This window comes from Candidatus Villigracilis affinis, from assembly GCF_016705895.1.
Taxonomy (GTDB): Bacteria; Chloroflexota; Anaerolineae; order Anaerolineales; family Villigracilaceae; genus Villigracilis; species Villigracilis affinis.
This window is the reverse complement of sequence record NZ_JADJKT010000032.1, coordinates 1-21852: the sequence shown is the minus strand read 5'-3', so window position 1 is coordinate 21852 and position 21852 is coordinate 1. Positions and strand designations below refer to the sequence as shown.

Below are 21852 nucleotides of genomic sequence, written 5' to 3'. Positions count from 1 at the left end.
GGCGCTGTTCGGTGGAAGACGCGTTCATCCTTTCTCCCACCACGCATATCTATATTCTTTCTCGTTTTGATAACCAAGTTTTTTTGCAAGACGCACAGACGGTGTATTTTGTTTTGCGCAATCCCACCATGTTGAATAACCTTGCATTTCGCATATTTCAATAAGTTTTGCACACGCTATTGTGGCAAGACCTTTTTGACGATAATTTTCATGGGTGGTTACTCCGACTTCCATTAACCCATGCGTGGGTGCGCCGTCGCCGCTTCACAGACCAAATAATCATCTTGAACTAATGATACCCCAAGCGTGTATTGCATGACATTTTCTATTGAATCAAAAGATGCAAGAGTTGAATCATAGTCAAAGGATTTTTTAAACAAGTGCTCATCACGAGATACCAAAGCATAATTTGACGGAAGTTGCGAAACAAGTGTTTCTAAGTTCGTTTCAGCAGATGAACGCTCAGTGAAATATAAAGTAAATCCATCATAATCTGGGCTGTCGGGGAGTATTTTATTTAGCGGATTGTCTAACCAACACCCAACACCGATACCGCCAAATTGAAAAAAGTGCCCGAATATAGATGGGATAACCGAAGAAGTTATTTGACCGCCAAAATAAAGTGTTCCATAAATGCCTTCACGTACCACTGCCCAACTTGGTTGAGTAAGGTTGTCAACTAAAATCTGTCCTGAGATGATGCCTTCAAGAACATTGAAAGCGCGAGGCATAGTTGGATTATTCAAATCAAACAGATTCAAGATTTCTGGAGTTACTTCTTGTTGTGTGATTGATAGCATAAGAACCACTCATTCTGTTGAATATTTACAAGATTATTTTATGACCAAGCGCCCAACTACTGTTTATACAGCGTGCTGTATAAACACCCAAAACGGGTACTTAACCGCTTGCTGTATAACACCCCATTTGGGGTACATAACAGCAATTTCGCTGTATAATACCTTATAGATTGCATAACAGTATTATACAAGCACCAGCAGAAAGGGGCAAGAAATGCAAACTCCTCAAAAACCAACATCGTCCCCGCAGGGGAAGAAACTCCTCGACCAATATAAAGAAGCCATCCGCCTCAAACAATACTCTCCGCGTACCGAAAAAACCTACGTCGAATGGATTCGCCAATACATCCTATTTCACAACAAGCGTCACCCCAAAGAAATGGCAGCCTCTGAAGTCAAACAATTCATCACCCACCTTGTTGTAGACCGCAAAGCCTCCGCCTCCACCCAAAATCAAGTCATCAGCGCCATACTCTTCCTCTACCGCAACGTCCTCCACATCGAACTTGACCAAACCGACCTTGGCTTCATCCGCCCCAAACGAGGCAAACGCGTCCCCACCGTCCTCTCCAAAAATGAAGCCAAAGCCATCATCCAAAACATGATCCCTCCTTACAAACTCATGGTACAGATCATGTACGGTTCAGGGTTACGTCTTATGGAATGCCTTCGCCTGCGCATCAAAGATATAGACTTTGAAAACCACCGCATCCTTGTCTACGACGGAAAAGGCGGTGACGACCGCCAAACACCCCTCCCCGATAGCATCATCCCAGCCCTGCGCGAACACCTTGCCAAAACCCGCGCCATACATGAAAAAGACTTGGCACATGGGCGCGGCTCCGTTCATATGCCCTACGCCCTCGCCAAAAAATTCCCCAACGCCGACAAATCCTGGATATGGCAATACGTATTTCCCGCCACCACCTTCTTCACCGACAAGGAAGACGGAGTCATGCGCCGCCACCACATTCACGAAACCGCATTACAAAGAACCATCAAACAGGCGGCAACCCTTGCAAAGATCGAAAAACGCGTCACCCCTCACACCTTTCGTCACAGTTTTGCTACCCATCTACTTCAAGCAGGCTACGACATTCGCACAGTCCAGGAATTATTAGGGCACAAAGACGTAAAAACCACCATGATCTACACCCATGTCCTTCAACGCGGAGCCAACGCCGTCAAATCCCCCCTAGACTGACCACTTCCCACCACTCACAATTCCCTATTCACCATTCCCTCCCCCGCAAACTGCATCCCCATAAACACCCCCGCCGCCGCCAAATACCCCAGCAAAATAAAACTCGCACCCACCGCCGAACCCACATAAACCGTGCACGACGCCAGAAAAACAAACCCGAAAAACAAAATACGCACCGCCGCATGCAGAGTGCCAGACCCCTTCGCCCAATAAAAAACCAGCGGAATGAAGCAAAGCAGATTCGGGATATTGTATTCAAACGCCACAGTCGGATAAGTCAGCATCAGGATTCCAGAACCGATCAGGAAAGGGGGAAGCTGCTCAAAGTTTCTGCCGCATTTTCTCAGGGATAGATACCCAACCCCCACCAGCAGGATTGGCAACCCCTTCACCACAGCCGTCGGCAGCAATTGCGCCAGAGCAATCCCCACCGCCTCCACATTCGCCTCCTGCATATAGATCCCCTCGAAGAAATGAATGAATCGGCTCCGAAACGCCAGCGAAAGCGTCAGAAGCACCAGCAAATAGATCAGCGCTGATCGTGTAAACCTCAGCCTCTCCCTTGCATCTTTTGCGCTCAGCCAATGCACAGCCATCACCACCAGCAGAAAAGGCAGCGAAGTCCACTTCACATAAGCGAACAACGCCGAAATAAACACCAGCACAGGCTTATCCTTCATCAAACCCACCATCAGCAAAAGGTACGCCAGCGCCACATACAACGAAAATTGCCCCCGCTCGAACCACGAAAGCCCCGCAGGCGTCACGAACAGAAACAGCATCGTCGCAGCCAGCCCCATCCACAGGTCCGATTCGATTTTCAGGATCTTGAAAGTCATCACAAAAAAGAAAAAGAACAACCCCGTCTGCACCAGCATATGCAGCAAACTTGCCTGCCCGTAATCCAGCTTGCAGAACGAGACCGCGCAAACATAATGGATGAAAGGCGCGTATCGCGAAGGACGTCCCCACGGGTCGAGATACCCTGTTTCATAATTTTTAGTAAGCGACGAAAACTCCAGCGCAGGGAAATAAACCTGCGCATAATCCGCCGCCAGTCGGTTCACCGCATTCTGCTCGATCGTATTCGGCCTGTCAGGCACGCGGAAAAATCCATACATCGGCCGCGGAAAGATCCCCTCTGCCGAAAAATCCCCAAAAAGCATATCCTTGGAAAGCAGAAAAAGATTCACAACAGCAATCATCCCGCCCGCCACAGACAGGATCACCAGCAAAATGCTCCTAACAGAAAACGACCTTCCAACACTCTTCACAAATCACCTAAACCTTCAAACCTGAAACTTGCAACCTTCAAACCTTCAACCTGAAACCTTCAACCTTCACTATTCAAAAACACCGCCCTCTCCCGATCCGTCAAATTCACAACGATCGCGCGGCTCGCCTTCACCAAATTCTCAGGCGTGATCATGATCTCCTCGCCCCACTGTCCGCCGCCCGTGCCGAGGATCGGTTCATTAAGTAGACTCGCCTCAAGGAAAGACCTGAAATTTTCTGGCTGCCAGTGAAAGGCGGGGATCGAACCGATGATATATCCAGTCGTCTCCTTCACCACATCAGGCGCCGCCATTTGAATATTCCGCGAACCGATTGCCTTCTTCAAATTTCCAGAGACCGCATTCTGGTCGCCGCCCAGCATCACCAGCACGCGCTCGCCCGTATCCACCTGAAAGATAAGCGTCTTCACCGCCTGTCGTTCCGAAAAGCCCAGCGCATGCGCCACGTTCGCCGCGCCCTTTTCGGTTTCGGGCGAAAAACTCAGCGCTTCATAGGGAATGTTTTTTTCATCGAGATAAAGATGAGAGGGGAGTTTCATAAATTGAATCCTTTGCGAATGATCGCCACGATCTCCTGTGGCGTATTTGAAATATCGATGCCCAGCGCATCGGGTGCTTCTTCAAGGATCTCGAACTGACTCGCAAGCATCTCCGCCGACATAAAATGTCCCGTACGCTCGCGCAGCCGCGCCTCGATCTGCTCATAGCTTCCCTGCAAATGCACGAAGCGAACCTCTTCATTGAAATTGAGCACATCCCGATACGACTTCTTCAACGCTGAGCACGCCAGCACGATGGAACGATTCTCTCTTAAGTTTTGGCTGATCAGGTCTCGAAGAGAAGCCAGCCACGTGGAGCGGTCTTCATCCGTCAGCGGAATTCGCTGCGCCATCTTCGCGCGATTCGATGCAGAGTGAAAATCGTCTCCGTCGTAAAAATCCCAGCCGAGTTCCAGCGCCAGCAGCGACCCGATCGTCGTCTTGCCCGAACCCGCCACGCCCATCACAAGGATCACCATCGCGATATCAAAGCGCCCTGATCGCCATGAAAGCAACGATGCCCAGGATCATCAAAACGATCACCCCTGCATTAACACCCGCCGCATGCCAAAACCCAATCCCCGATGCGGCACTGCGCGGTTTTACATACATCCACGTCGCGCCCGTGGAGATTCCCCAGCTAATGGCCAGCACCAGCAATCCATATCCAGCCAAAAACGGCGTCGCCGCCGATTCAGAAAAACCGTTGAGCGCAACCAGCAGCATCAACCCGCCGCCCGCGCCGCAGGTGGCAAGGATAATAATATTGGCGGAAATGGCGATCAAAATGACAATAACCCAACTCATCAGTGTCTCCTATTCATGTGAAGTTGTAAAACGCCAGGATTTTTTCTTTGCGACTTCGCGTCTTTGCGTTAAATGGTTTTTCTAATTAACGATCAACTTCCCATCTTCCATCACTTCAACCTGATCTCCAGTTTTTATCATACCGAAATCCGACTCAGACAAAGCGATCAGCGGAAACGATTTCTCGTACAACTCACCCGCCACCACCGAAGCCAGCGCAAAGAAAAAATCCGTCGCCGTCGTGACGATCGCCGCAGGCGCAGTCCCTTCGCGGATCGCTTCCAGCAAAACCGCGGTTGTCGTCGAAGAGCCGCGCGTGAACGGCACGACCAGCACCTTGCCCCTGGCATTCTCACCCGAAAGCGGATGCCTGCGGTCGGTGATCTCTCCGCTCTTCCAATCGTATCCGCCCCAAAACGAAAGCGGCTCACGGCTGACCAATGCAATTCCACTGGCCTTGCCTGATATCACAGGCTTCCCGATCAATATTAGCCTTTCCATAAAGTCTCATCCCGAACGATCTCGCCTTTCACAGCGGAGGTAACACAATCAGCCAGACTGCTGAACGCGATTCTTTTATCCAGCAAGCCTGGCGCATAGTACGCAAATTTCGCCGAGTTCGTCATCAAAAAGCGGATCTCCTTTGGCAGCATCGGCGTGGTCAAAATGCAGGTATCCACAGTGATCTGCGCGCCGAAAGCCTGAACGGCTTCAAGAAAACCCGCCTGTTGCGCAAGTTGGGTCATCGCCCTGCTGGAGGTCACCAGGAATTTAACATCCTTATGCTTCTTCTTCCCTTCGACAAGTTTCGCCAGGGTCTTGTATTCCGCCAGCGAAAAATGCGGGCTTCCCAGCACGACCATATCAAGGCGGGCATCATCAGCGTGTGTTAATTCCCTGCGCGCCTGCCGCAAAATTTCCATATCGACGATGATGGTTTCTTCGGGGTGTTTCCCTGAAAGGCCGCTTCAACTGTCGGTGCTTCGGGGGTCACGCCCACCATGTGAAAGAGGGCTACTGCGCCAGAAGAAGCCGCCGCCGCACCAAGTGCCTTGAGTTGATCGTCATCGGGGACAATGCTCATTCCTTCAATGACTGGGATTCTGTCCAATGAGATTTTTCCCAAATAATGACCGAGCACGGGGTAGAAGTCATCGCTCGCCTGTAATTCAGCCGAGACCCCTTCGAGTTTGAGCAGGATTTTCCCCGCGCGGTTTTCCGTCAGATGCAATCCGATGGCGGGGGCGCGGCCTGTGATGGCACAGCACACATCGAACATGTCGGGGTATCGCTCCGTGCGCGCGCCGATCACCGAGTTGGCAAACACGATCGCATTGGATTCTCCCCACGCAATTTGCTGACCGAAGCTCGGCCGCATTTCGGTTTGATAGGGGGCGCATGTCCAGGTTGGAATGGTCCCCATGCTTTGATAAGCGACCATCTGCCGATGTGCCTGTTTTGCCCACAGTGGCGGCACCGCCCATTCCTTCCAATGATGCTCGTCCACACCGCTGACGTTAAGCGTGGTGGGCACGGCCACTTTCGCGCCGAGGCTGGCGAGTCGTTCGGCGTATTCCAGCCCCGCATCGCCGATGTACACCGTACTGTCAATGTGTGCGCCGCTGATATCGAGCAATTCCTTTGCACCCGATACTTCTGCCATGCGCACCAAAATAGACATCGCCATCTTGGTCGCTGGCCCATGTGCGCCTTTCAGCATTTCTTGATCTTTGACTGATAAATTGAGGGTCATTTTGATTCCTTTAGCTCGGGACTCTCTTCCCCAGCAGGGGAAGGGTTGGGGATGAGGACGTATGCTGGCGTGCGTTAAATTTCATGAAGATTGCAGAGTGGCAATGTGGATTAATAAAAACAGCAACAGTCGCGCACGGGAATCCTGTATTGACTCTCTGGAAGCGATTTATATGATATTTGTATAAAAATTGTCTAATTTCTTGCGAGTATCGTTATAAGGGGGTAAAATCGAATTATACATTCAAAGAATGCTGTTTCATATAATACTGATTATCAACTCAAAGGAGAATCCTCATGGCATTTGAACTTCCCAAACTCGCTTACGCGTACGATGCGCTTGAACCCCACATTGATGCGCGCACGATGGAAATCCATCACACCAAGCACCACCAGACCTACATCACCAACCTGAACGGCGCAGTGGAAAAGACCCCCGAATTGGCTGGCAAATCATTGGAGGCCCTGCTCGGCGATCTGAATGCAGTTCCTGAAGGCGTCCGCATGGTTGTCCGCAATCATGGCGGCGGCACCTACAATCACAACCTGTTCTGGGAAGTGATGGGACCCAATGCCGGCGGCGCTCCGAAAGGGGATCTCGCCAAAGCGATCGATGCTTCCTTCAATTCATTCGACGCTTTCAAGGATGAGTTCACCAAAGCTGCCACAACCCGCTTCGGCTCCGGCTGGGCCTGGCTCGTCAAAAAGGGCAGTGGCCTCGCTGTTGTATCCACCGCCAATCAAGACAGTCCGCTCTCCGATGGCCTGACCCCGATCATGGGCATTGACGTGTGGGAGCATGCCTACTACCTCAATTACCAGAACCGCCGCCCCGATTACATCACCGCCTGGTGGAACGTGGTCAATTGGGATGCCGTCGCTTCCAAGTACGCCGCAAAATAATATTTTTCACTTTATCTATTATCCCGCAGAATTTTCTCTGCGGGATGCTTTGTTTAAATTTCCCATCATCTTGAGCAGAGCAAAACGCAGTCGAAGGATTGCATTGCGTGACTCTCTCTCTCGAAGAAAGATCTCTTAAAACGAGATGCCATTTTTTAGAAAAGCCTGCTCCTATGGCTGTTGCAAAGTCGCTTGACTTTTTTTGAGAAAGCCCTTTTAACATGATTCCCTGAGCGATAGCGAAGGGTCTCTACGGCGGCTAAGAGGCTCTTCGCTTCGCTCAGAGCGACATTAATCGGACTTTGCAAGCCATATCTGCTTCAAGTTTCCCTTGCCACAAAGTTAAACGAAGTTATAATAGATATGTTCGGTTTAATTACAATCCTACAAGGAGTAAATTACCATGACACATATTATTACCAGCCTGTGCATTCGTGACCGCGGTTGCATCGAAGTATGCCCCGTGGAATGTATCGTTCCTGGCCAGCCTGTAGCCGAGTGGCCGTGGATGTATATTGACCCCGATACCTGTATCGACTGCGGCGCCTGCGTGCCCGAGTGCCCGTACGCCGCCATCTTCCCCGAAGATGAAGTGCCTGCTGCTTACACCGCCAAGGGTGGTGAATTCATCAGCAAAGTCGGTCTTACTGGTCACTACGAAGGCACCAATCACCATGGCAAGGCAGTTGTCCTTGAGACAACCAAGCAGCTCGCCGCCGGTGAAACCGTTGACCTCACCGCAGACATCCAGCCGAATTACGAGTTCTTCAAGAGCGGCCCAGGTTACGCCGCCAAAGACAGCGACCAGGGTTCATAATAACAATTGAAATGAAAAAAGCCAGGCACATGCGCCTGGCTTTTTTGTTTTTATTAACCTTGGCTTATTATTTTACAGGATTTACCCCCAGCCCTTCACGCACGATGCGCGGGACAATATCTTCCCAGCCGACCGCCATAATGTGAATTCCGCTTACACCTTGTTTGGTCTTGATCTTTTCGATCAATTCAAGCGTGATCTGCACGCCTTCCTCCTGCTCGTTACCTTTGGCCTTGGCGTTTTCCATGCGCTTGAGAACTGTTTCAGGCACGAATACACCGGGTATTTTGTCGTTCATGTACACGGCGGCTCGGTAACTTTTTAGCGGCGAGATGCCGATCATGATGTAGACCTTGTCCAGAATGTCTCGTTTTGCGATCTCATTCAACCATTCATCCAGGGCATCCGCGTCGAAGACGACGTTGGTTTGGAAGAACTGCGCGCCTGCGTTCACTTTCTTCTGTTCGCGCAAGGCTTGGAACTTCATGTTGGATGCGAAAGGGGACGCCGCAGCGCCGAGGAAATATTTCGGCAGGGTCTTGATCTCGCGCCCATCGAGATATTTGCCTTCGTCACGCATGCGCCGCAGGATCCATAGCATCTGAATGCCGTCCAGATCGACAATATCCATGCGTCCGCGAGGGGAGGGGGCGAGTGCCATGCTGTCACCTGTCAGGCACAGGATGTTGTGAATTCCGAGGGCTTCCGCGCCCATCACTTCGCCTTGCAAGCCGATGCGGGTGCGGTCACGCGCGGCGATCTGCATGATCGGGTCCGCGCCAAGGTCCACTGCGATCTTGCTGCATGCCCACGAGGACATGCGCGGGGTTGCCGATGGACTGTCAGTGAAATTCAGCGCGGCTGTGTATGGCTTGAGCATTTCGATATTCTGTTTGAGCTTGTCAGTATTGGCAGACATGGGCGGGGAGATTTCCGCCGCAACAACAAATTCTCCTGCCTTCAGCCGTCGCTCCAATTCGGAGGCAGGCTCCGTGTATTTTGGTGCGTGATAAAGTGCATCGCCCTGCCACCAATCGGGCTGGCGCACCGGCCGAAAGACAGAGTCAAGTGTTTTCGTAACAGAACCAGCTTCCCCCGAGGTAAGACCCGAGATGATATTCTTCACCCCGACATTTTTCGCTTGAATGAATACATCGCTCCAGGCATCCATTCCCGCCTTGTTCCAATCCATGGGCGGCAATACTTCAAGCAGCAATGCTTCACGGCCCAATTTGAAAGATCGGTCATAAATTTTATACCAGATGCAAGGGCGCGATTCGTCCACGTAACATTTTTCCGGTGTTGATCCGCCGCATGGACCGTTGCGCAATCCCTTCGGGCATTCCATCGGGCAGATAAATGCGGTTTCCTGTAAGAGACAATTCCCGCACATGCGGCATCCAAAGAGAGGTCCCTTGACAGCCAGCTCGATCTTCGCAAGTACGCGCTGTTTGAAGGGCACTCGCTTGAAAGGCATAAATGGCGGTTGATAACGTCGTCCTGGAGTAAAGCCGGGCATGGGAACGATCTCCTTTGGATTATATATTATATATAATTTTACACCCGCAACTGGAAATTTGAGAAGCCCTCCGAACCATCCGGGAACGGTATAATTTTCGGATGAGACGATTTTTTATATGGATATTAATTCCGCTTCTTTTCTTAACCTTGAGCCTGATTCCGCTTAAGTGGGTGGGTGCGGCCTTTTTACAGGTCACCACCACGCCCACACTCGGAACGCCCATCGCGATCATTCACACCAGCACACCGTTGGAAGATGGCAGGGTATTTCATATCGTTCAAGCGGACGAGGCTCTGTGGAGTATCGCGCTTGCGTACAACACCACCATTGAACAGTTGAAGTTATTGAACAGCTTGAGCAATAACGAGATATTCATCGGCCAGAAACTTCTGATCGAAAGACCTGAAATAAGCACTGAGACGCCCACTCCAACACTGACAGTGACTTTGGGGATTCCCACTTCCACGAATACACAGCCCGTTATACCCACAGCCACGGCCACGGCAACTCCGTTGCCCGTGCCGCCTGCTTCGCGGCAAACGGGCGGGATCGTTTTGGGAGTCATTGTTTTGGCGGCATTGCTTGGCGCGGGCATTGGCGCATGGCTGGGCGCAAAAAAGAAAACAGATGCTTTGGAATAAGAAATTCCGCTTTTGATGGAAAATTCGCTTCCTGTTTGGACCTCGTTTTGATACACTTGTATTATAAAAAAATTCACAATTAGGTTTCAAAAAGGAGATTCGTATGAGCGAGATCCGAATTGATGCCCTTCTGCCTGCTGAAATGGCAACCCGTGCGGAATACCTGGGTGTGCGCAAGGCGGAAATGCCGGCCTTTACGATGTTCATGCTTTCGCTGTTGGCGGGGGCGTTCATCTCTCTGGGGGCGATATTTGCCACCACCGTTTCGGCTGGCAGCATGCCGATCACCACGGCGGATGGAGCAGTAGCCTACACTACCGGCCTGCCATTCGGTGTGACCCGCCTGCTGTCCGGGCTGGTTTTCTGCCTTGGCCTGATCCTCGTGGTTGTGGGTGGCGCGGAATTGTTCACGGGCAATAACCTGATCGTAATGGCCTGGGCCAATGGGAAAGTGACGGGTCGCGCGTTATTGCGCAATTGGGCAATCGTTTATTTGGGGAATTTCGTCGCCTCCATTGCGACAGCGGCGTTGATGTTTTTCACCAGGCAGTACACCTTTGGCGCGAATGCGGTGGGGTTGACCGCCCTGAGGATCGCTGTGGCAAAATGTGATTTTAGTTTCGTACAGGCGGTTGCGCTTGGCATCCTGTGTAATGCGCTGGTGTGTCTGGCGGTTTGGCTGACTTACAGCGCGCGTACCACCATCGATAAGATTCTGGCGATCATTTTCCCGATCACGGCATTTGTAACGGCTGGCTTTGAACACAGTGTTGCAAATATGTACTTTATTCCCATTGGGCTCTTCATCAAGGATTTCGATCCGCAGTTCATGGCTGCAGTGGGTGACAGGGTCCCTAATTTGGAACTGCTGACCTGGCAGGCATTCTTCATTAAAAATCTAATTCCTGTTACTATTGGCAACATCATTGGCGGAGCAGTGCTGGTGGCCGCCATCTATTGGGTTGTGTTCCTTCGTGATAAGAAAGCATAACAAAAGGAGTAACCATGAAAGCGTATATCATGATCAAGATCCGCGCGGGCGATGTGAAGGACGTGGTTTTGCAGCTTCGCAAGGTGAGTGATGTCAAAGAAGCCCACATGACCTTCGGCCCATACGATGCGGTGGCTGTCGTTGAGACATCTGATCTGGCCAAACTGGGTTCGATCACGGCTTTGGAGATCCAGCCCATCCCGGGCGTCGAGCAGACTCTCACCTGCCTCGCGGTTGACCTGTAAATTTTGTGTTTCCTCGTTGTCCTGATCGGGCTGGCTGAATGCCAGCCCGATTTTTTCTAGTAGAATAAGGCGCAGTTTCTTGAGGATTGGATGAAAAGACTCGATCAGTTAACCTTTACCCGTTTCATTGCGATCATTGTCGTGTTGTTTTTTCACGGCGGTGGCGGCGTTTACCTGAAAGCGATTGACTTTTTCCCGCTTTCGCCGATTCTGGTCTCCGCCACCACCAGTGTCACGTATCTGTACGTGCTCTCTGGGTTTGTCATGTCGCTGGTGAATTATCGCCCGGGCGAGAAGTTCAATGTCGGCAAATACTGGACCGCGCGTTTTCTGCGTCTGTATCCGCTATACCTTCTGTCTTTTATCCTGGTATGCCTTTACTATTCCGATTCCATTGCCCAGATCAAACTGCAAAAGACACTTGCCAATGTCTTGATCCTGCAAGCCTGGATTCCCCGTTACGCACAGTCATTCAATTTCGCGGCCTGGTCCATGACCGTGGAATTTTTCTTTTATGCAGTATTCCCATTCTTTACGATGTGGGCTTATCGCCAGTCGATGAAAAAATTGATCTGGGGCTCGCTCATCTTATGGGCCGTCAGCCAGACCATTCATAATGCGCTTTGGGTGGGTTATTTTCCAGAATACGAAAACTTTCTCGTTTATTTCCCGATTTTTCATATAAGTTCGTTTATTTTAGGGGCGGTCGGCGGGATCTGGTATTTGCGAGAGGGACGAGACCGGGAATACAGATCCAATAAAACACTGACTGTATTTGCGGGCGGAGTGTTACTGGCTTGTGCTTATATCGTGATCAGCAGTCGGTTGCCCAGCCTGCCGCACGGCTTGCAGCTGATGACTGGGATGCTTGCCCCAGTATTGACCGTCGTCATTGTGGCGCTTGCGCTGGATAAATCGTGGCTTTCCAAATTCTTCAATACCCCCGCACTGATCACGCTTGGGGATACTTCTTATGGGCTGTACATTTTGCATGTCCCATTTTTCTGGCTGTATGAACGTGCCCTGAACAACCTCAACATTGCCGACCCTAAACAGATCTTTGACCTGACTTTCCTGCCTTTAACGATCGGTCTCGTCCTGCTGATTCATTTTTATTTCGACCAGCCGCTTCGTATCTGGCTAAAGAAGATTCTGCAAAATGTCAGCATGCCGATCCTCTTTTTGGATTTGGGGCTGCTTGGGCTTTCGATTTATCTCGCCTTCAACCTGCGTATAGACATGGGGCGTGAGTACGCCCTCTATCGTCCAATTGCGCTGGCAATGTTTTGGTCGGCTTTTGTTTTGCGGACGATTTTCACCGTTGGATTTAATGCCTCCAACCCTGCAATACTTTACGGGTCGTTCATGCAATTCGTGCGCCCGGTCTTGATCTCCGTCACGGCTGGGACGATGGCCTTGGGCTTGATCATCTTTATCGGCTATTCTGTCGGCTGGTTTCATAATTTCCCGCGCAGTATTCTGGTCACCGATTGGGGGATCATGCTTGCGCTCTCGCTCCTGGTTCGCTATGGGTTCAGGCGGGCTGGGGTGTATGCTCCCAAGCCTTTGTCAGCTTGAACATTCTGTTCTTGCAACGAAAAAGACCTCCAGGTGACGGAGGTCTTTTTACTTTCCACTTTCTATTGTTTACTTGTGCAAATTCTTCGCTGCGATAAAACTCAATCCCTTTTCCGTCAACGCCCAGGCGGTGCGGTTGCAGGCATCGACTTTGTCGAGGTAGTTGCGTTGCAGGTTGTCCCAATCGCCGTTTTCGATGACTTCCTTCTTCTCGCGGAAATAATCCAAAATGTCGGATTGATGTGCGCGGGTGACATCCACTTCGGGGTCGCCGCCTTCGTGCTTTGCCGCGATGTTGGCGACGTGATCGGCGAGTTCCACCAATTCGGCGCGGCGATTGTAGGGTTGAATGACGATGCTCTTCTGCGGCTCGGTGATGTGATGTTCAAAGCGCACAACCTTTTCCAGGTCCAGCGCTTTGCGGAAATCGGCGGTCAGTTCCATCGTCTGGTTGTTGACCGAGTTTGACCAGTTGAATCCGATCAGCGGACTCGTCCCATCGTCACGGCTGAGTAATTTTGCCATGGTCATGATCCACAGCGCATTATACGGATTGTCCGCGCCGAAGAAGACGGAGATCTTGAACTGGATGTTCACGCCCAAACGATAAAGCAGGAAAGCCAGCAGGATCGTGCCTGCATTGAAATTCAAAACATGCTGGACGCCGTAATGGGTGTAATAGTACAGGAACTCATCCAGCCACATCAGCGCATGCTCATTGGGTTGGCCGATGCCGCCGAAATAGCCTGTGATCGTGGCAGGTCCGCCCAAATGCGGATTTGACCCATCCGTGCCTTTGGTATCCAACGTTTCAACGAAGGATGCGCCGATGATATCTAGCGCGGCGACGATGGCGGGCAGGTCTCCATCGGCTTCAGATTCCTTCATCCTGCGGACTGCGATGTAGCGCCCGGGCATGAGTGTCTTGTTCGCGATGGCTTCTTCTGCCATCGCGCGTACCCAGGGGAAATATTGCAGCGCGGAGACTTCCAATGTGACTGCGTATTTATCCTTGAACTTCATCTTCTTTGCGGCGTTGCCCAGTACCTTTTTTCGATAATCGGCTACTGAAATGAATGCGCCTTTATCGCGTTGTTGAATAAGCCAATTCAAGTCCTTGAGCGCCTCGGGGTTGCGTTCCTGCACGATCTTGAAAAGGTTTTCCATCTTGCGCGCGGTGCGGTGCTTTTTGTTGATCTCCTCGGGTGTGCCGTACTTTGCCACCACTGCGAGGAAGTCTTTCATGATCTGCGAATTGGGATCGAGAAGGATCGAATTGAACGCCTTGAGTTTGTCGGGTGAGATCTTGAGAAGTTTCTGTACGTTTGCCATTCTTGCTCCTTATATAAACAGGTGACAGTCGCTTCTAAAGCGACTGTCACCTGTGATCTTATCGATGCAGTTGGCCGCCTTCGACCATCTTCTTCAATTCTTCGAATTCTTCATCGGGCATGCCGAAGTAGTTTTCCTTTTCGGGGAACTGCCCGCCGATGACCTCGTCGTGATAGCCTTTCAAGCCGTTTAAAATGACTTCACCGGCATTCCCATACACCTTTGCCATTTTTGGTTTGAACTTGGGGTACAGGCCAAACATGTCGTGATAGATCAACAATTGACCATGTGCGTCGGGACCCGAGCCAAGCGACATGATGATGCAGTTCTCGGCACGCTCGGTGATGAGCTTGCACAATCGGTCGGGCACCAGTTCCAGCAGAATGCAGAATGCGCCTGCTTCTTCGAGCGCCTTTGCATCGTCCAGGATCTTCTTTGCCAGTGTGGCAGATTTCCCTTGTAAGCGGAACCCGCCCAAAGCGGAGACAGATTGCGGAGTCAGCCCAAGGTGGCCAATGGCCGGTATCCCCGCATCCACGATCCCTTTGATGCGATTCGCCATCGCCGCCCCGCCTTCGAGCTTGATCGCGTCGCATCCCGCTTCAGACATGAATCGGCCTGCATTTCGAATCGCATTTTCAACCGAGTCTTGATACGTCATGTACGGCATATCCCCAACCACGAAGGCCGTCGGTGCGCCGCGCCTCACTGCCTGCGCGTGACGGATCATGTCATCCATCTTGACGGGCAGGGTGGAGTCGAAGCCGAGCATGGTCATGCCCAGGCTGTCTCCGACCAAAATCATCTCAATTCCCGCCTGCTCCTGCAAATAGGCGGTTGGGTAGTCGTAACAGGTCAGCCAGGTGATCGGCTGTTTATCTTCGACTTTCTTGAACAAATACGGCAGAGTGATCTTCTTGCGCGTTTCAGTCATTCTTGCTCCTTTTGGATGGGTTTGATTCAAGTATATAGAGAGGAATATGCGGGTACAACTGACGAAAATCATATATGTTGATTGATTTTCTCGTGGTATCCTTATCACCCCGCATAAACTATGAACATACTTCGACTCCGCTCCTTTGTGACCGCCTATCTTCCGCAGATTTTCCTTTCTGCGCTCAACCTCGCCGCCCTCACTGCGTTGAACCTTTACGTGCCGCGCATCATCCGTGACGTGATCGACCAGGGATTGGTGCCCGGCGAGGTGGGATTCCTGATGCGCTCGGCTCTCATCCTGCTCGCGCTGGGTCTGACCGCCGCGGCATTGACCGCCGTTCAGAGATTTATCTCTGAATGGATCGGTTCGCGTGTCGGTTATGACATCCGTAACAGGATGTACAACCACATTCAGAATCTTTCCTTTTCCTATCACGACCACGCCCAAACGGGTCAGCTCATCTCACGCTGTATCGAGGATGTGCGTGCAGTGCAAAACTTCATCGGCAGTTCCGTGGTGGAGTTGACTCAGCTGATCTTCGTCCTCTTTGGCGCGTTATTCATTATGTTCAGCGCCAATTGGGAGTTGACTCTCATTGCGGTCATTCCGATCTTTCCGCTGGTGTGGATGACCTTCAAATTTGGCGACCGTGTCACGCACCTCTTCTTCAAAGTGGATAACCTGCTCGGTGAACTTTCTGCGCGTTTGCAGGAGAATGTGACCGGCGTACAGGTCGTCCGCGCCTTTGCGCGTGAACCGTACGAAGTCAAACGTTTTGATATCACCAACCGTGCTTATTACAACGCCCGCATCAAGGTCATTAGCGAGTGGGCGAAGGTGATGCCTTCCACCGATTTTCTTGTCACGCTGTGTACCATCCTCATTTTGTGGTTTGGCGGCCGCATGGTTTTGCAAGGCACGATGACCGTCGGCGAACTGGTGGCGTTCAACGCCTATGTGATGATGCTGGCCGCGCCCGCCCAGCAGTTGACCTGGCTGGTGAATGCGGCGGGCGAAGCGGATGCCGGTGCAAAACGCGTGCTCGAAGTGTTGGATACAAAACCCGAAATCGTCTCTTCCGCTGCCGCAACCCAACTGCCTGCCCTGCGCGGCGAAGTGGAATTCAAAAACGTTTCGCTCAAATATCTCGACGAGAAACGAGCATCGCTGACAGATATCAACCTAAAAGTGAAGCCAAATCAACTCGTCGCGCTGATCGGCCAGACGGGCAGTGGAAAGACCTCGCTCATTAATCTCATCCCGCGCTTTTACGATGTCAGCGATGGCGCAGTGCTTGTGGATGGCGTGGATGTCCGCACTGTGGACCTGGTTTCCCTGCGAAAACAGATCGGCATCGTTTTGCAGACATCGCTTCTTTTCTCCGATACCATCCGCGAGAACATCGCCTATGGCCGCCCCGAGGCCACCGATGAAGAAGTTGTCGCTGCGGCAGAAGCGGCACAGGCACATGAATTTATTGTCGGTTTCGCCGAGGGATACAAGACCATCGTCGGTGAACGCGGTGTGACCCTCTCAGGCGGACAGCGTCAGCGCGTGGCGATTGCCCGTGCCCTGCTGATGAATCCGCGTGTGTTGATTCTCGATGACTCTCTTTCCAGCGTGGATACGCAAACTGAAAAATTGATCCAGGAAGCATTGGATAATCTCATGGAAGGCCGTACCACCTTTGTCATTGCGCACCGCCTCTCCACCGTCCGCCGCGCGGATCTAATCCTCGTCATGGACAAGGGACACATTGTCGAGCAGGGTACACACGCCGAGTTGTTGAAGCAGGGCGGCCTGTACAAAGAGATCCACGACCTGCAGCTCGCTCAAAACGCCGACCCCGCCGAAGTCACCTTGTTCGAACCGCGCCCTGAAAAAGCCGTCTATCATTCAAGAGATCTCAATTGATCCCACACCTTCAACCTGAAATCTGTAACCTGTAACCCATGACAACCATCACCCCTCCAACCTACGTTACCCAGTCGGAAGAATTCTACGACAAGCCGCTTGACCCAAATGTTGCGAAACGGCTTATCGGTTTTGTCGCGCCGTATAAATGGCAGCTGCTGTTTTCCTCGTTCCTGATGCTTGTGGCGGTGCTTTCCTCCGTGATCGGGCCGTACCTCGTCAAGGTCGCCATTGATGATGGTCTGGTTGCGGGGAATTACACCGTGCTGCGAAATGTCGTCCTGATCTATCTTGTGGCGGCGATCATCCGCTGGGGCTTTATTTACTGGCGCGTGAACATCATGGCGCGGGTGGGACAGTCGGTGATCTACGACATGCGCAAACTGCTGTTCGAGCATTTGCAAAGCCTGTCACTGGGATTCTTCAGCCGCTATTCAGTGGGACGCGTCATCACGCGTGTGATCAACGATGTGGAAACCCTGCGCGAGTTCATCACCTGGGCGGTGCTTGCCATCGCGCGTGACCTGTTCGCGCTGGTGATGATCATCGTGGCCATGCTGGCGTTGAATGTAAAGCTCTCGCTTCTCACGTTCACGACCATTCCGTTCATGATCCTTGCCACGGTCATTTATCGCCGTACCGCGCGCATCGCGTATCGTAAGGTTCGCGCGGCGGTCTCGTGGGTGAACTCGGTGCTTGCGGAAAACATCAACGGCATTCGCGTGGTGCAGGCCTTCAGTCGTCAGGCGCATAACTACGATTCCTTCCGCAATTACACCAACCGCTATTATTTGCAAACCGCGATCAATGCCGCGAAGGTGGCCGCGTCCTTCCTGCCTGTTGTGGATGTCCTCGGGGCGCTGGCGACGGCGGCGGTTGTGTACATCGGCGGCACGGCCGTGTTGGGCGAGTCGATCACGGCGGGCGTGCTGGTGGCTTTCGTTTTATACATTGACCGCTACTTCGAGCCGATCCGCGATTTGAGCCGCCGCTTCGATACATTGCAATCGGCGATGGCGGGCGGGGAGCGTCTGCTCGAATTGCTCGATACGCAGGTGGAAGTTCGGGATGCGGAAAATGCCCGTGCGATAGAACCAATTCACGGCGGAGTCCGATTCGATAACGTCTCCTTCCACTATTCCGATGACCCGACTCTCGTCCTCGATGGGATCGACCTCGATATCAAAGCGGGGCAGACGGTGGCGCTGGTGGGGGAGACGGGCGCGGGCAAGACGACCATCGTGAAGCTGCTCGCCCGCTTCCATGACCCAACTTCGGGCTGTTTGCTCGTAGACGGTGTGGACTTGCGGACAGTGACTCAGCGTTCGCTGCGTGAGCAAATGGGCATGGTGCTGCAGGACCCATTCCTGTTCAACGGCAGTGTCAAGGAAAATATTTTGTTCGGCCGCCTGAACGCCAGCGATGACGAAGTGATCGCCGCCGCGCAGGCCGTGGACGCGCACGATTTTATTGTGGGCTTGAAGAATGGCTATGAAACTTCCGTGGAGGAAGGCGGCATTATGCTCAGCGTGGGGCAGAGACAGTTGATCTCGTTCGCGCGTGCATTGCTGGCTGACCCGCGTATTTTGATCCTGGATGAAGCCACTTCATCGGTGGATACGCAGACCGAGCAGATCATCCAAAAGGCGCTGGCGCGTTTGTTGAAGGGACGGACTTCCTTTGTCATCGCACATCGCTTGTCCACCATCACCAACGCGGACAAGATCGTGGTCATCGAAGGCGGCAGGATCATCGAGCAGGGAACCCATACCGAATTGCTCGCAAAACAGGGCAAGTATTTTGAGTTGTATCAGACAGGCTTTCAGGATTAAGACCTGAAAAGCGCCGAGTATAATCGCCGCAAAAAACCATCATCATCCAGGAGGAAGTCGTGGAAAATTCTGAGATCAACAACGAGTTCTTATATAAAATGTCCAGCACCCTGCGCAAGGGGCTTGCCGATGTGCAGAAGAATGTCAACGCGCTGTACCGCATGGAGGAGCTGGAGGATTATATCGGCGTAAAAGATTCCCCCATCGAATATATTCAGGCGGCGCTGAATCCCCTGATCGGACAGGTCTCTGATTTTCAGGATTATGCCGAGACCGTCACGAACAAGATGGAATTGAATTTGGAAGAGGTGGATATTTACGGGATACTGGACAGCGTGATGACCATCGCCGACCAATTGGTCGAAGAAAAGAGCGGAGTCACATTCGAAGAGGAGCTTCCAGAGGAACTACCCACCCTTGAAGCGGACCCGCTGCGCCTGACCCAGGCCCTGTTGAATTTGATCCACAACGCCGTGAAGTTCACCGACAAGGGCTATGTCACCGTTCGTGTGGAGCTTGAAGCCGAGAACATTCTCTTCGAAGTGCGCGATACAGGCATCGGCATCGCCGAAGAGAATCACGAACTGGTCTTTCAGCCTTTCCAGACCATTCTCGAAGACAAGGACGATCCGCGCCTCGGCTTTGGGTTGGGCCTCAAGATCGTCGAACACATCGTTGACCTGCACGACGGCGAGACCTGGTTCGAAAGCGAAGCAGGCGTGGGGAGTTCGTTCTTCTTTTACGATTCCGTTGTAGCGGGAAGTAAGATGATTTTTCTCGTGTATAATTTTTAAAAAGGAGATGCGAAAATGTCTGCCATGCAAACCATATCCATTCAGGTTTCATCTGAAGCGGCCCAAGCATATCACAGGGCCAGTGTGGAAGAACGCAAGAAAATGGAATTACTGCTCAGCCTGCGCTTGCTGGAAGTTTCACTCATTCACAAACCATTGAAACAGGTGATGAGCGAGATCAGCCGTTCGGCCCAGGAGCGCGGTTTGACCCCTGAAATTTTAGACGACTTACTCAAAGATTAATATGCGGGTTGTCTTTGATACCAACGTGCTGGTAAGCGCGTTGTTGTTTGAACATTCCATTCCTGCTCAAGCGATGTTTGCTACAATTGAAGCAGGAGAATTTTTGTTGTCAGAAGAACTTGTTAATGAGGTAAATGAGATTCTTCAGCGAAAAAAGTTTGAGCGTTATGTTTCTGCCGAGCAACGCGAAGAATTCCTGATTGCCCTGGTGCAATCTTCTGAATTAATTGAAATCACAGAGACGATCACTGTCTGTCGCGACCCCAAGGATAATTATCTTCTTGAGTTGGCCGTCAGTGGCGGCGCCCAAGTTATTGTGACTGGGGATTCTGACCTGTTGATTTTGAATCCATTTCAAGAAATTAAGATTGTTACACCGCGCGATTATCTGTCTATTATTTCTCTATGAAGACACAATGTACTCCTCCAACTACATAGGTTGGTAAGTGCTGTTGGAAGCTAAAACTCCCGCAGCATTGACCTTCCCCCCTTGGGGGGAAGGTGTCCCGCGATAGCGGGACGGATGGGGGTCCGCTTATTCCACAGAAAGACTATTGCTTAACCATAATGCAGCCAAAATATAATGATCTGATTCGGGCTTTGTCTTTTGCGCGGACAGTGAACTTGCCAGTTGATCCAGCTCTGGCGTATCTTCGCCCTGCACAAAGCCATCACGCGCTTCCTGCCAGCTCCATGTTTCTTTCACAGGGATATTGGCTTCCCGCGCCGCCCTCGCAAGGGACTCGATGATCTCGTGCTGCTTTTCAGCCCACAGACAAATGACCGCCGTCGCCAGCAGGTCATTGACCTTGAACTCCTTCGCCACCTGAATCTTTGCCATCTGCGGCGGAATGCTTTGGAAGGAGCGAAATCCATTCACCTGGATCGTCTTCTTGAGAACATCCAACGCGAATTTATTCAATTCGGGGGAAGCCTTCGGGTAGTGACTGAGCGCATCTGCAACCACCACTTGACGATACTCATCGTTCATCATTTCATTGACTTCGACCCACGGAAGTACATTTTTTTCTGTCATCGTTTTCTCCTTTTAATTCAAAGCCCAACCCCTCCAACCTCCCCTATTGTAGATTAACAATTAAATTAAGCAATCCGAATTAAACCACGGAGACACAGAGTCACGGAGTTTTTAATGGTTTTTCTCAGTGTTTCCGTGCCTCCGTGGTTAGGCTCTGGGGTTTCCAGGCAAATTGATTGCTCGATTAATTTGGAAAAGTGCAAAAGGGGTCATCCCTTGCTCAAATGCAGCAGCCGCCAGAGACCTACGATCAAAAATATCCCTGCTCCGATCCACAACAAAATGGACGGGAGGTCGAAATAGCCTGTCCATGCTGCAAATGCCAGCATCCCTCCGACGGAAAGATAGAAAGAAGCGAATAAAAGGTTTGCGATCATATCTGGACTCCTTTAGTTCCTGCCTATGTATTTTGCAACATCCTGCGGATCATCCATCGCCCAACCAGCATCAGCATGGACACGCCCAACAGCGCATTCACCATCAGCGCGGACATGGGCATCACGAACCCGATTCGCTCAGGTGTCGTTCCTGTGACCGCCATCGAGGTCTGAAACAGCAACCCGAAAGTCAGCCCAGTAATACTCCAATTCGCAATTTGACCGTAGCGTTTGAGCGGCGCTTTCGAGAATGCGCCAAATAACAAAATGGTACTGCCGAGCACGCTGAACAT

Annotated in this window: 24 protein-coding genes and 1 pseudogene; 12 read left to right on the top strand and 13 right to left on the bottom strand. The window is 51.6% G+C overall.

The window, feature by feature from the left end:
- Positions 1-233: 233 nt before the first annotated feature.
- Positions 234-800, bottom strand: a complete 567-nt coding sequence (locus tag IPI86_RS14865; RefSeq protein WP_345298792.1) for a GNAT family N-acetyltransferase — start codon at positions 798-800, stop codon at positions 234-236.
- Between the two features lie 214 nt (positions 801-1014).
- Here IPI86_RS14865 and IPI86_RS14860 point away from each other — a divergent pair, with 214 nt between their 5' ends.
- Positions 1015-2004 carry an integron integrase gene (locus tag IPI86_RS14860; protein WP_345298791.1) on the top strand — a complete coding sequence of 330 codons (990 nt, stop codon included), beginning with the start codon at positions 1015-1017 and terminating at the stop codon, positions 2002-2004.
- Between the two features lie 14 nt (positions 2005-2018).
- Here IPI86_RS14860 and IPI86_RS14855 read toward each other — a convergent pair whose 3' ends face one another.
- The 6 genes and pseudogenes from IPI86_RS14855 to IPI86_RS14830 all read right to left on the bottom strand — a co-directional run bounded on the left by IPI86_RS14855 (position 2019) and on the right by IPI86_RS14830 (position 6332).
- On the bottom strand, positions 2019-3278 hold the full coding sequence (locus IPI86_RS14855) for a hypothetical protein (protein ID WP_345298790.1): 1260 nt from the start codon (positions 3276-3278) through the stop codon (positions 2019-2021).
- A 59-nt stretch (positions 3279-3337) separates the two neighbouring features.
- Complete coding sequence (locus IPI86_RS14850) at positions 3338-3838, bottom strand: YbaK/EbsC family protein (RefSeq protein WP_345298789.1); 501 nt, start codon at positions 3836-3838, stop codon at positions 3338-3340.
- Entirely contained in the window at positions 3835-4317 is a 483-nt protein-coding gene (locus IPI86_RS14845; RefSeq protein ID WP_345298788.1) for a gluconokinase, read from the bottom strand. The genes IPI86_RS14850 and IPI86_RS14845 overlap by 4 nt, the downstream gene beginning before the upstream one ends.
- 7 nt (positions 4318-4324) lie before the next feature.
- Entirely contained in the window at positions 4325-4645 is a 321-nt protein-coding gene (locus IPI86_RS14840; RefSeq protein WP_345298787.1) for a hypothetical protein, read from the bottom strand.
- Positions 4646-4726: 81 nt separating this feature from the next.
- Positions 4727-5146: a DUF126 domain-containing protein gene (locus tag IPI86_RS14835; protein WP_345298786.1), complete on the bottom strand. Its 420-nt coding sequence runs from the start codon at positions 5144-5146 to the stop codon at positions 4727-4729.
- Positions 5134-6332, bottom strand: a pseudogene (locus tag IPI86_RS14830) (aconitase X catalytic domain-containing protein). The gene IPI86_RS14835 and the pseudogene IPI86_RS14830 overlap by 13 nt, the downstream one beginning before the upstream one ends.
- A gap of 362 nt (positions 6333-6694) precedes the next feature.
- Between IPI86_RS14830 and IPI86_RS14825 the strand changes: the two are divergent.
- Both IPI86_RS14825 and IPI86_RS14820 read left to right on the top strand, forming a co-directional pair.
- On the top strand, positions 6695-7300 hold the full coding sequence (locus IPI86_RS14825) for a superoxide dismutase (protein ID WP_345298785.1): 606 nt from the start codon (positions 6695-6697) through the stop codon (positions 7298-7300).
- A 403-nt stretch (positions 7301-7703) separates the two neighbouring features.
- Complete coding sequence (locus IPI86_RS14820) at positions 7704-8117, top strand: ferredoxin family protein (protein WP_345298784.1); 414 nt, start codon at positions 7704-7706, stop codon at positions 8115-8117.
- A gap of 67 nt (positions 8118-8184) precedes the next feature.
- Here IPI86_RS14820 and IPI86_RS14815 read toward each other — a convergent pair whose 3' ends face one another.
- Complete coding sequence (locus IPI86_RS14815) at positions 8185-9636, bottom strand: methylenetetrahydrofolate reductase C-terminal domain-containing protein (protein ID WP_345298783.1); 1452 nt, start codon at positions 9634-9636, stop codon at positions 8185-8187.
- Between the two features lie 101 nt (positions 9637-9737).
- Here IPI86_RS14815 and IPI86_RS14810 point away from each other — a divergent pair, with 101 nt between their 5' ends.
- The 4 genes from IPI86_RS14810 (at position 9738) to IPI86_RS14795 (ending at position 13094) form a co-directional block, all read left to right on the top strand.
- Positions 9738-10280 carry a LysM peptidoglycan-binding domain-containing protein gene (locus IPI86_RS14810; RefSeq protein WP_345298782.1) on the top strand — a complete coding sequence of 181 codons (543 nt, stop codon included), beginning with the start codon at positions 9738-9740 and terminating at the stop codon, positions 10278-10280.
- A gap of 103 nt (positions 10281-10383) precedes the next feature.
- Positions 10384-11271, top strand: a complete 888-nt coding sequence (locus tag IPI86_RS14805) for a formate/nitrite family transporter (protein ID WP_345298781.1) — start codon at positions 10384-10386, stop codon at positions 11269-11271.
- 14 nt (positions 11272-11285) lie between these two features.
- A complete protein-coding gene (locus IPI86_RS14800; RefSeq protein ID WP_345298780.1) occupies positions 11286-11516 on the top strand; it encodes an Lrp/AsnC ligand binding domain-containing protein in 231 nt (76 codons plus the stop codon).
- A gap of 90 nt (positions 11517-11606) precedes the next feature.
- On the top strand, positions 11607-13094 hold the full coding sequence (locus IPI86_RS14795) for an acyltransferase (RefSeq protein ID WP_345298779.1): 1488 nt from the start codon (positions 11607-11609) through the stop codon (positions 13092-13094).
- A 69-nt stretch (positions 13095-13163) separates the two neighbouring features.
- Here the strand turns inward: IPI86_RS14795 and IPI86_RS14790 are convergent, their stop codons facing one another.
- Complete coding sequence (locus IPI86_RS14790; protein ID WP_345298778.1) at positions 13164-14426, bottom strand: hypothetical protein; 1263 nt, start codon at positions 14424-14426, stop codon at positions 13164-13166.
- A 58-nt stretch (positions 14427-14484) separates the two neighbouring features.
- A complete protein-coding gene (panB, locus tag IPI86_RS14785; protein ID WP_345298777.1) occupies positions 14485-15360 on the bottom strand; it encodes a 3-methyl-2-oxobutanoate hydroxymethyltransferase in 876 nt (291 codons plus the stop codon).
- Positions 15361-15480: 120 nt separating this feature from the next.
- Between panB and IPI86_RS14780 the strand changes: the two genes are divergently transcribed.
- Genes IPI86_RS14780 through IPI86_RS14760 form a run of 5 tightly spaced genes read left to right on the top strand, consistent with a single transcriptional unit; the run spans position 15481 to position 20555 of the window.
- A complete protein-coding gene (locus IPI86_RS14780) occupies positions 15481-17277 on the top strand; it encodes an ABC transporter ATP-binding protein (RefSeq protein WP_345298776.1) in 1797 nt (598 codons plus the stop codon).
- Positions 17278-17315: 38 nt separating this feature from the next.
- On the top strand, positions 17316-19109 hold the full coding sequence (locus IPI86_RS14775; RefSeq protein ID WP_345298775.1) for an ABC transporter ATP-binding protein: 1794 nt from the start codon (positions 17316-17318) through the stop codon (positions 19107-19109).
- Between the two features lie 59 nt (positions 19110-19168).
- Positions 19169-19903, top strand: a complete 735-nt coding sequence (locus IPI86_RS14770; RefSeq protein WP_345298774.1) for a HAMP domain-containing sensor histidine kinase — start codon at positions 19169-19171, stop codon at positions 19901-19903.
- Between the two features lie 15 nt (positions 19904-19918).
- Positions 19919-20146, top strand: a complete 228-nt coding sequence (locus tag IPI86_RS14765) for a hypothetical protein (RefSeq protein WP_345298773.1) — start codon at positions 19919-19921, stop codon at positions 20144-20146.
- 1 nt (position 20147) lies between these two features.
- Positions 20148-20555, top strand: coding sequence for a putative toxin-antitoxin system toxin component, PIN family (locus IPI86_RS14760; protein ID WP_345298772.1), 408 nt, complete (start codon positions 20148-20150; stop codon positions 20553-20555).
- A 126-nt stretch (positions 20556-20681) separates the two neighbouring features.
- Here the strand turns inward: IPI86_RS14760 and IPI86_RS14755 are convergent, their stop codons facing one another.
- The 3 genes from IPI86_RS14755 to IPI86_RS14745 all read right to left on the bottom strand — a co-directional run.
- Positions 20682-21182 carry a hypothetical protein gene (locus IPI86_RS14755; RefSeq protein WP_345298771.1) on the bottom strand — a complete coding sequence of 167 codons (501 nt, stop codon included), beginning with the start codon at positions 21180-21182 and terminating at the stop codon, positions 20682-20684.
- 209 nt (positions 21183-21391) lie between these two features.
- Positions 21392-21559 (bottom strand): hypothetical protein, encoded by a 168-nt coding sequence (locus tag IPI86_RS14750; protein WP_345298770.1) that lies wholly within the window; start codon positions 21557-21559, stop codon positions 21392-21394.
- Between the two features lie 23 nt (positions 21560-21582).
- On the bottom strand, positions 21583-21852 hold a 270-nt coding region (locus tag IPI86_RS14745), incomplete at its 5' end, for a hypothetical protein (protein WP_345298769.1).

Excerpts from the sequence above, each read along its gene's own strand:
- IPI86_RS14865 (WP_345298792.1), bottom strand. The coding sequence starts at position 800 with ATGCTATCAATCACACAACAAGAAGTAACTCCAGAAATCTTGAATCTG.
- IPI86_RS14860 (WP_345298791.1), top strand. The coding sequence starts at position 1,015 with ATGCAAACTCCTCAAAAACCAACATCGTCCCCGCAGGGGAAGAAACTC.
- IPI86_RS14850 (WP_345298789.1), bottom strand. The coding sequence starts at position 3,838 with ATGAAACTCCCCTCTCATCTTTATCTCGATGAAAAAAACATTCCCTAT.
- IPI86_RS14845 (WP_345298788.1), bottom strand. The coding sequence starts at position 4,317 with ATGGTGATCCTTGTGATGGGCGTGGCGGGTTCGGGCAAGACGACGATC.
- IPI86_RS14840 (WP_345298787.1), bottom strand. The coding sequence starts at position 4,645 with ATGAGTTGGGTTATTGTCATTTTGATCGCCATTTCCGCCAATATTATT.
- IPI86_RS14835 (WP_345298786.1), bottom strand. The coding sequence starts at position 5,146 with ATGGAAAGGCTAATATTGATCGGGAAGCCTGTGATATCAGGCAAGGCC.
- IPI86_RS14825 (WP_345298785.1), top strand. The coding sequence starts at position 6,695 with ATGGCATTTGAACTTCCCAAACTCGCTTACGCGTACGATGCGCTTGAA.
- IPI86_RS14820 (WP_345298784.1), top strand. The coding sequence starts at position 7,704 with ATGACACATATTATTACCAGCCTGTGCATTCGTGACCGCGGTTGCATC.
- IPI86_RS14815 (WP_345298783.1), bottom strand. The coding sequence starts at position 9,636 with ATGCCCGGCTTTACTCCAGGACGACGTTATCAACCGCCATTTATGCCT.
- IPI86_RS14810 (WP_345298782.1), top strand. The coding sequence starts at position 9,738 with ATGAGACGATTTTTTATATGGATATTAATTCCGCTTCTTTTCTTAACC.
- IPI86_RS14805 (WP_345298781.1), top strand. The coding sequence starts at position 10,384 with ATGAGCGAGATCCGAATTGATGCCCTTCTGCCTGCTGAAATGGCAACC.
- IPI86_RS14800 (WP_345298780.1), top strand. The coding sequence starts at position 11,286 with ATGAAAGCGTATATCATGATCAAGATCCGCGCGGGCGATGTGAAGGAC.
- IPI86_RS14795 (WP_345298779.1), top strand. The coding sequence starts at position 11,607 with ATGAAAAGACTCGATCAGTTAACCTTTACCCGTTTCATTGCGATCATT.
- IPI86_RS14790 (WP_345298778.1), bottom strand. The coding sequence starts at position 14,426 with ATGGCAAACGTACAGAAACTTCTCAAGATCTCACCCGACAAACTCAAG.
- panB (WP_345298777.1), bottom strand. The coding sequence starts at position 15,360 with ATGACTGAAACGCGCAAGAAGATCACTCTGCCGTATTTGTTCAAGAAA.
- IPI86_RS14780 (WP_345298776.1), top strand. The coding sequence starts at position 15,481 with ATGAACATACTTCGACTCCGCTCCTTTGTGACCGCCTATCTTCCGCAG.
- IPI86_RS14775 (WP_345298775.1), top strand. The coding sequence starts at position 17,316 with ATGACAACCATCACCCCTCCAACCTACGTTACCCAGTCGGAAGAATTC.
- IPI86_RS14765 (WP_345298773.1), top strand. The coding sequence starts at position 19,919 with ATGTCTGCCATGCAAACCATATCCATTCAGGTTTCATCTGAAGCGGCC.
- IPI86_RS14760 (WP_345298772.1), top strand. The coding sequence starts at position 20,148 with ATGCGGGTTGTCTTTGATACCAACGTGCTGGTAAGCGCGTTGTTGTTT.
- IPI86_RS14755 (WP_345298771.1), bottom strand. The coding sequence starts at position 21,182 with ATGACAGAAAAAAATGTACTTCCGTGGGTCGAAGTCAATGAAATGATG.
- IPI86_RS14750 (WP_345298770.1), bottom strand. The coding sequence starts at position 21,559 with ATGATCGCAAACCTTTTATTCGCTTCTTTCTATCTTTCCGTCGGAGGG.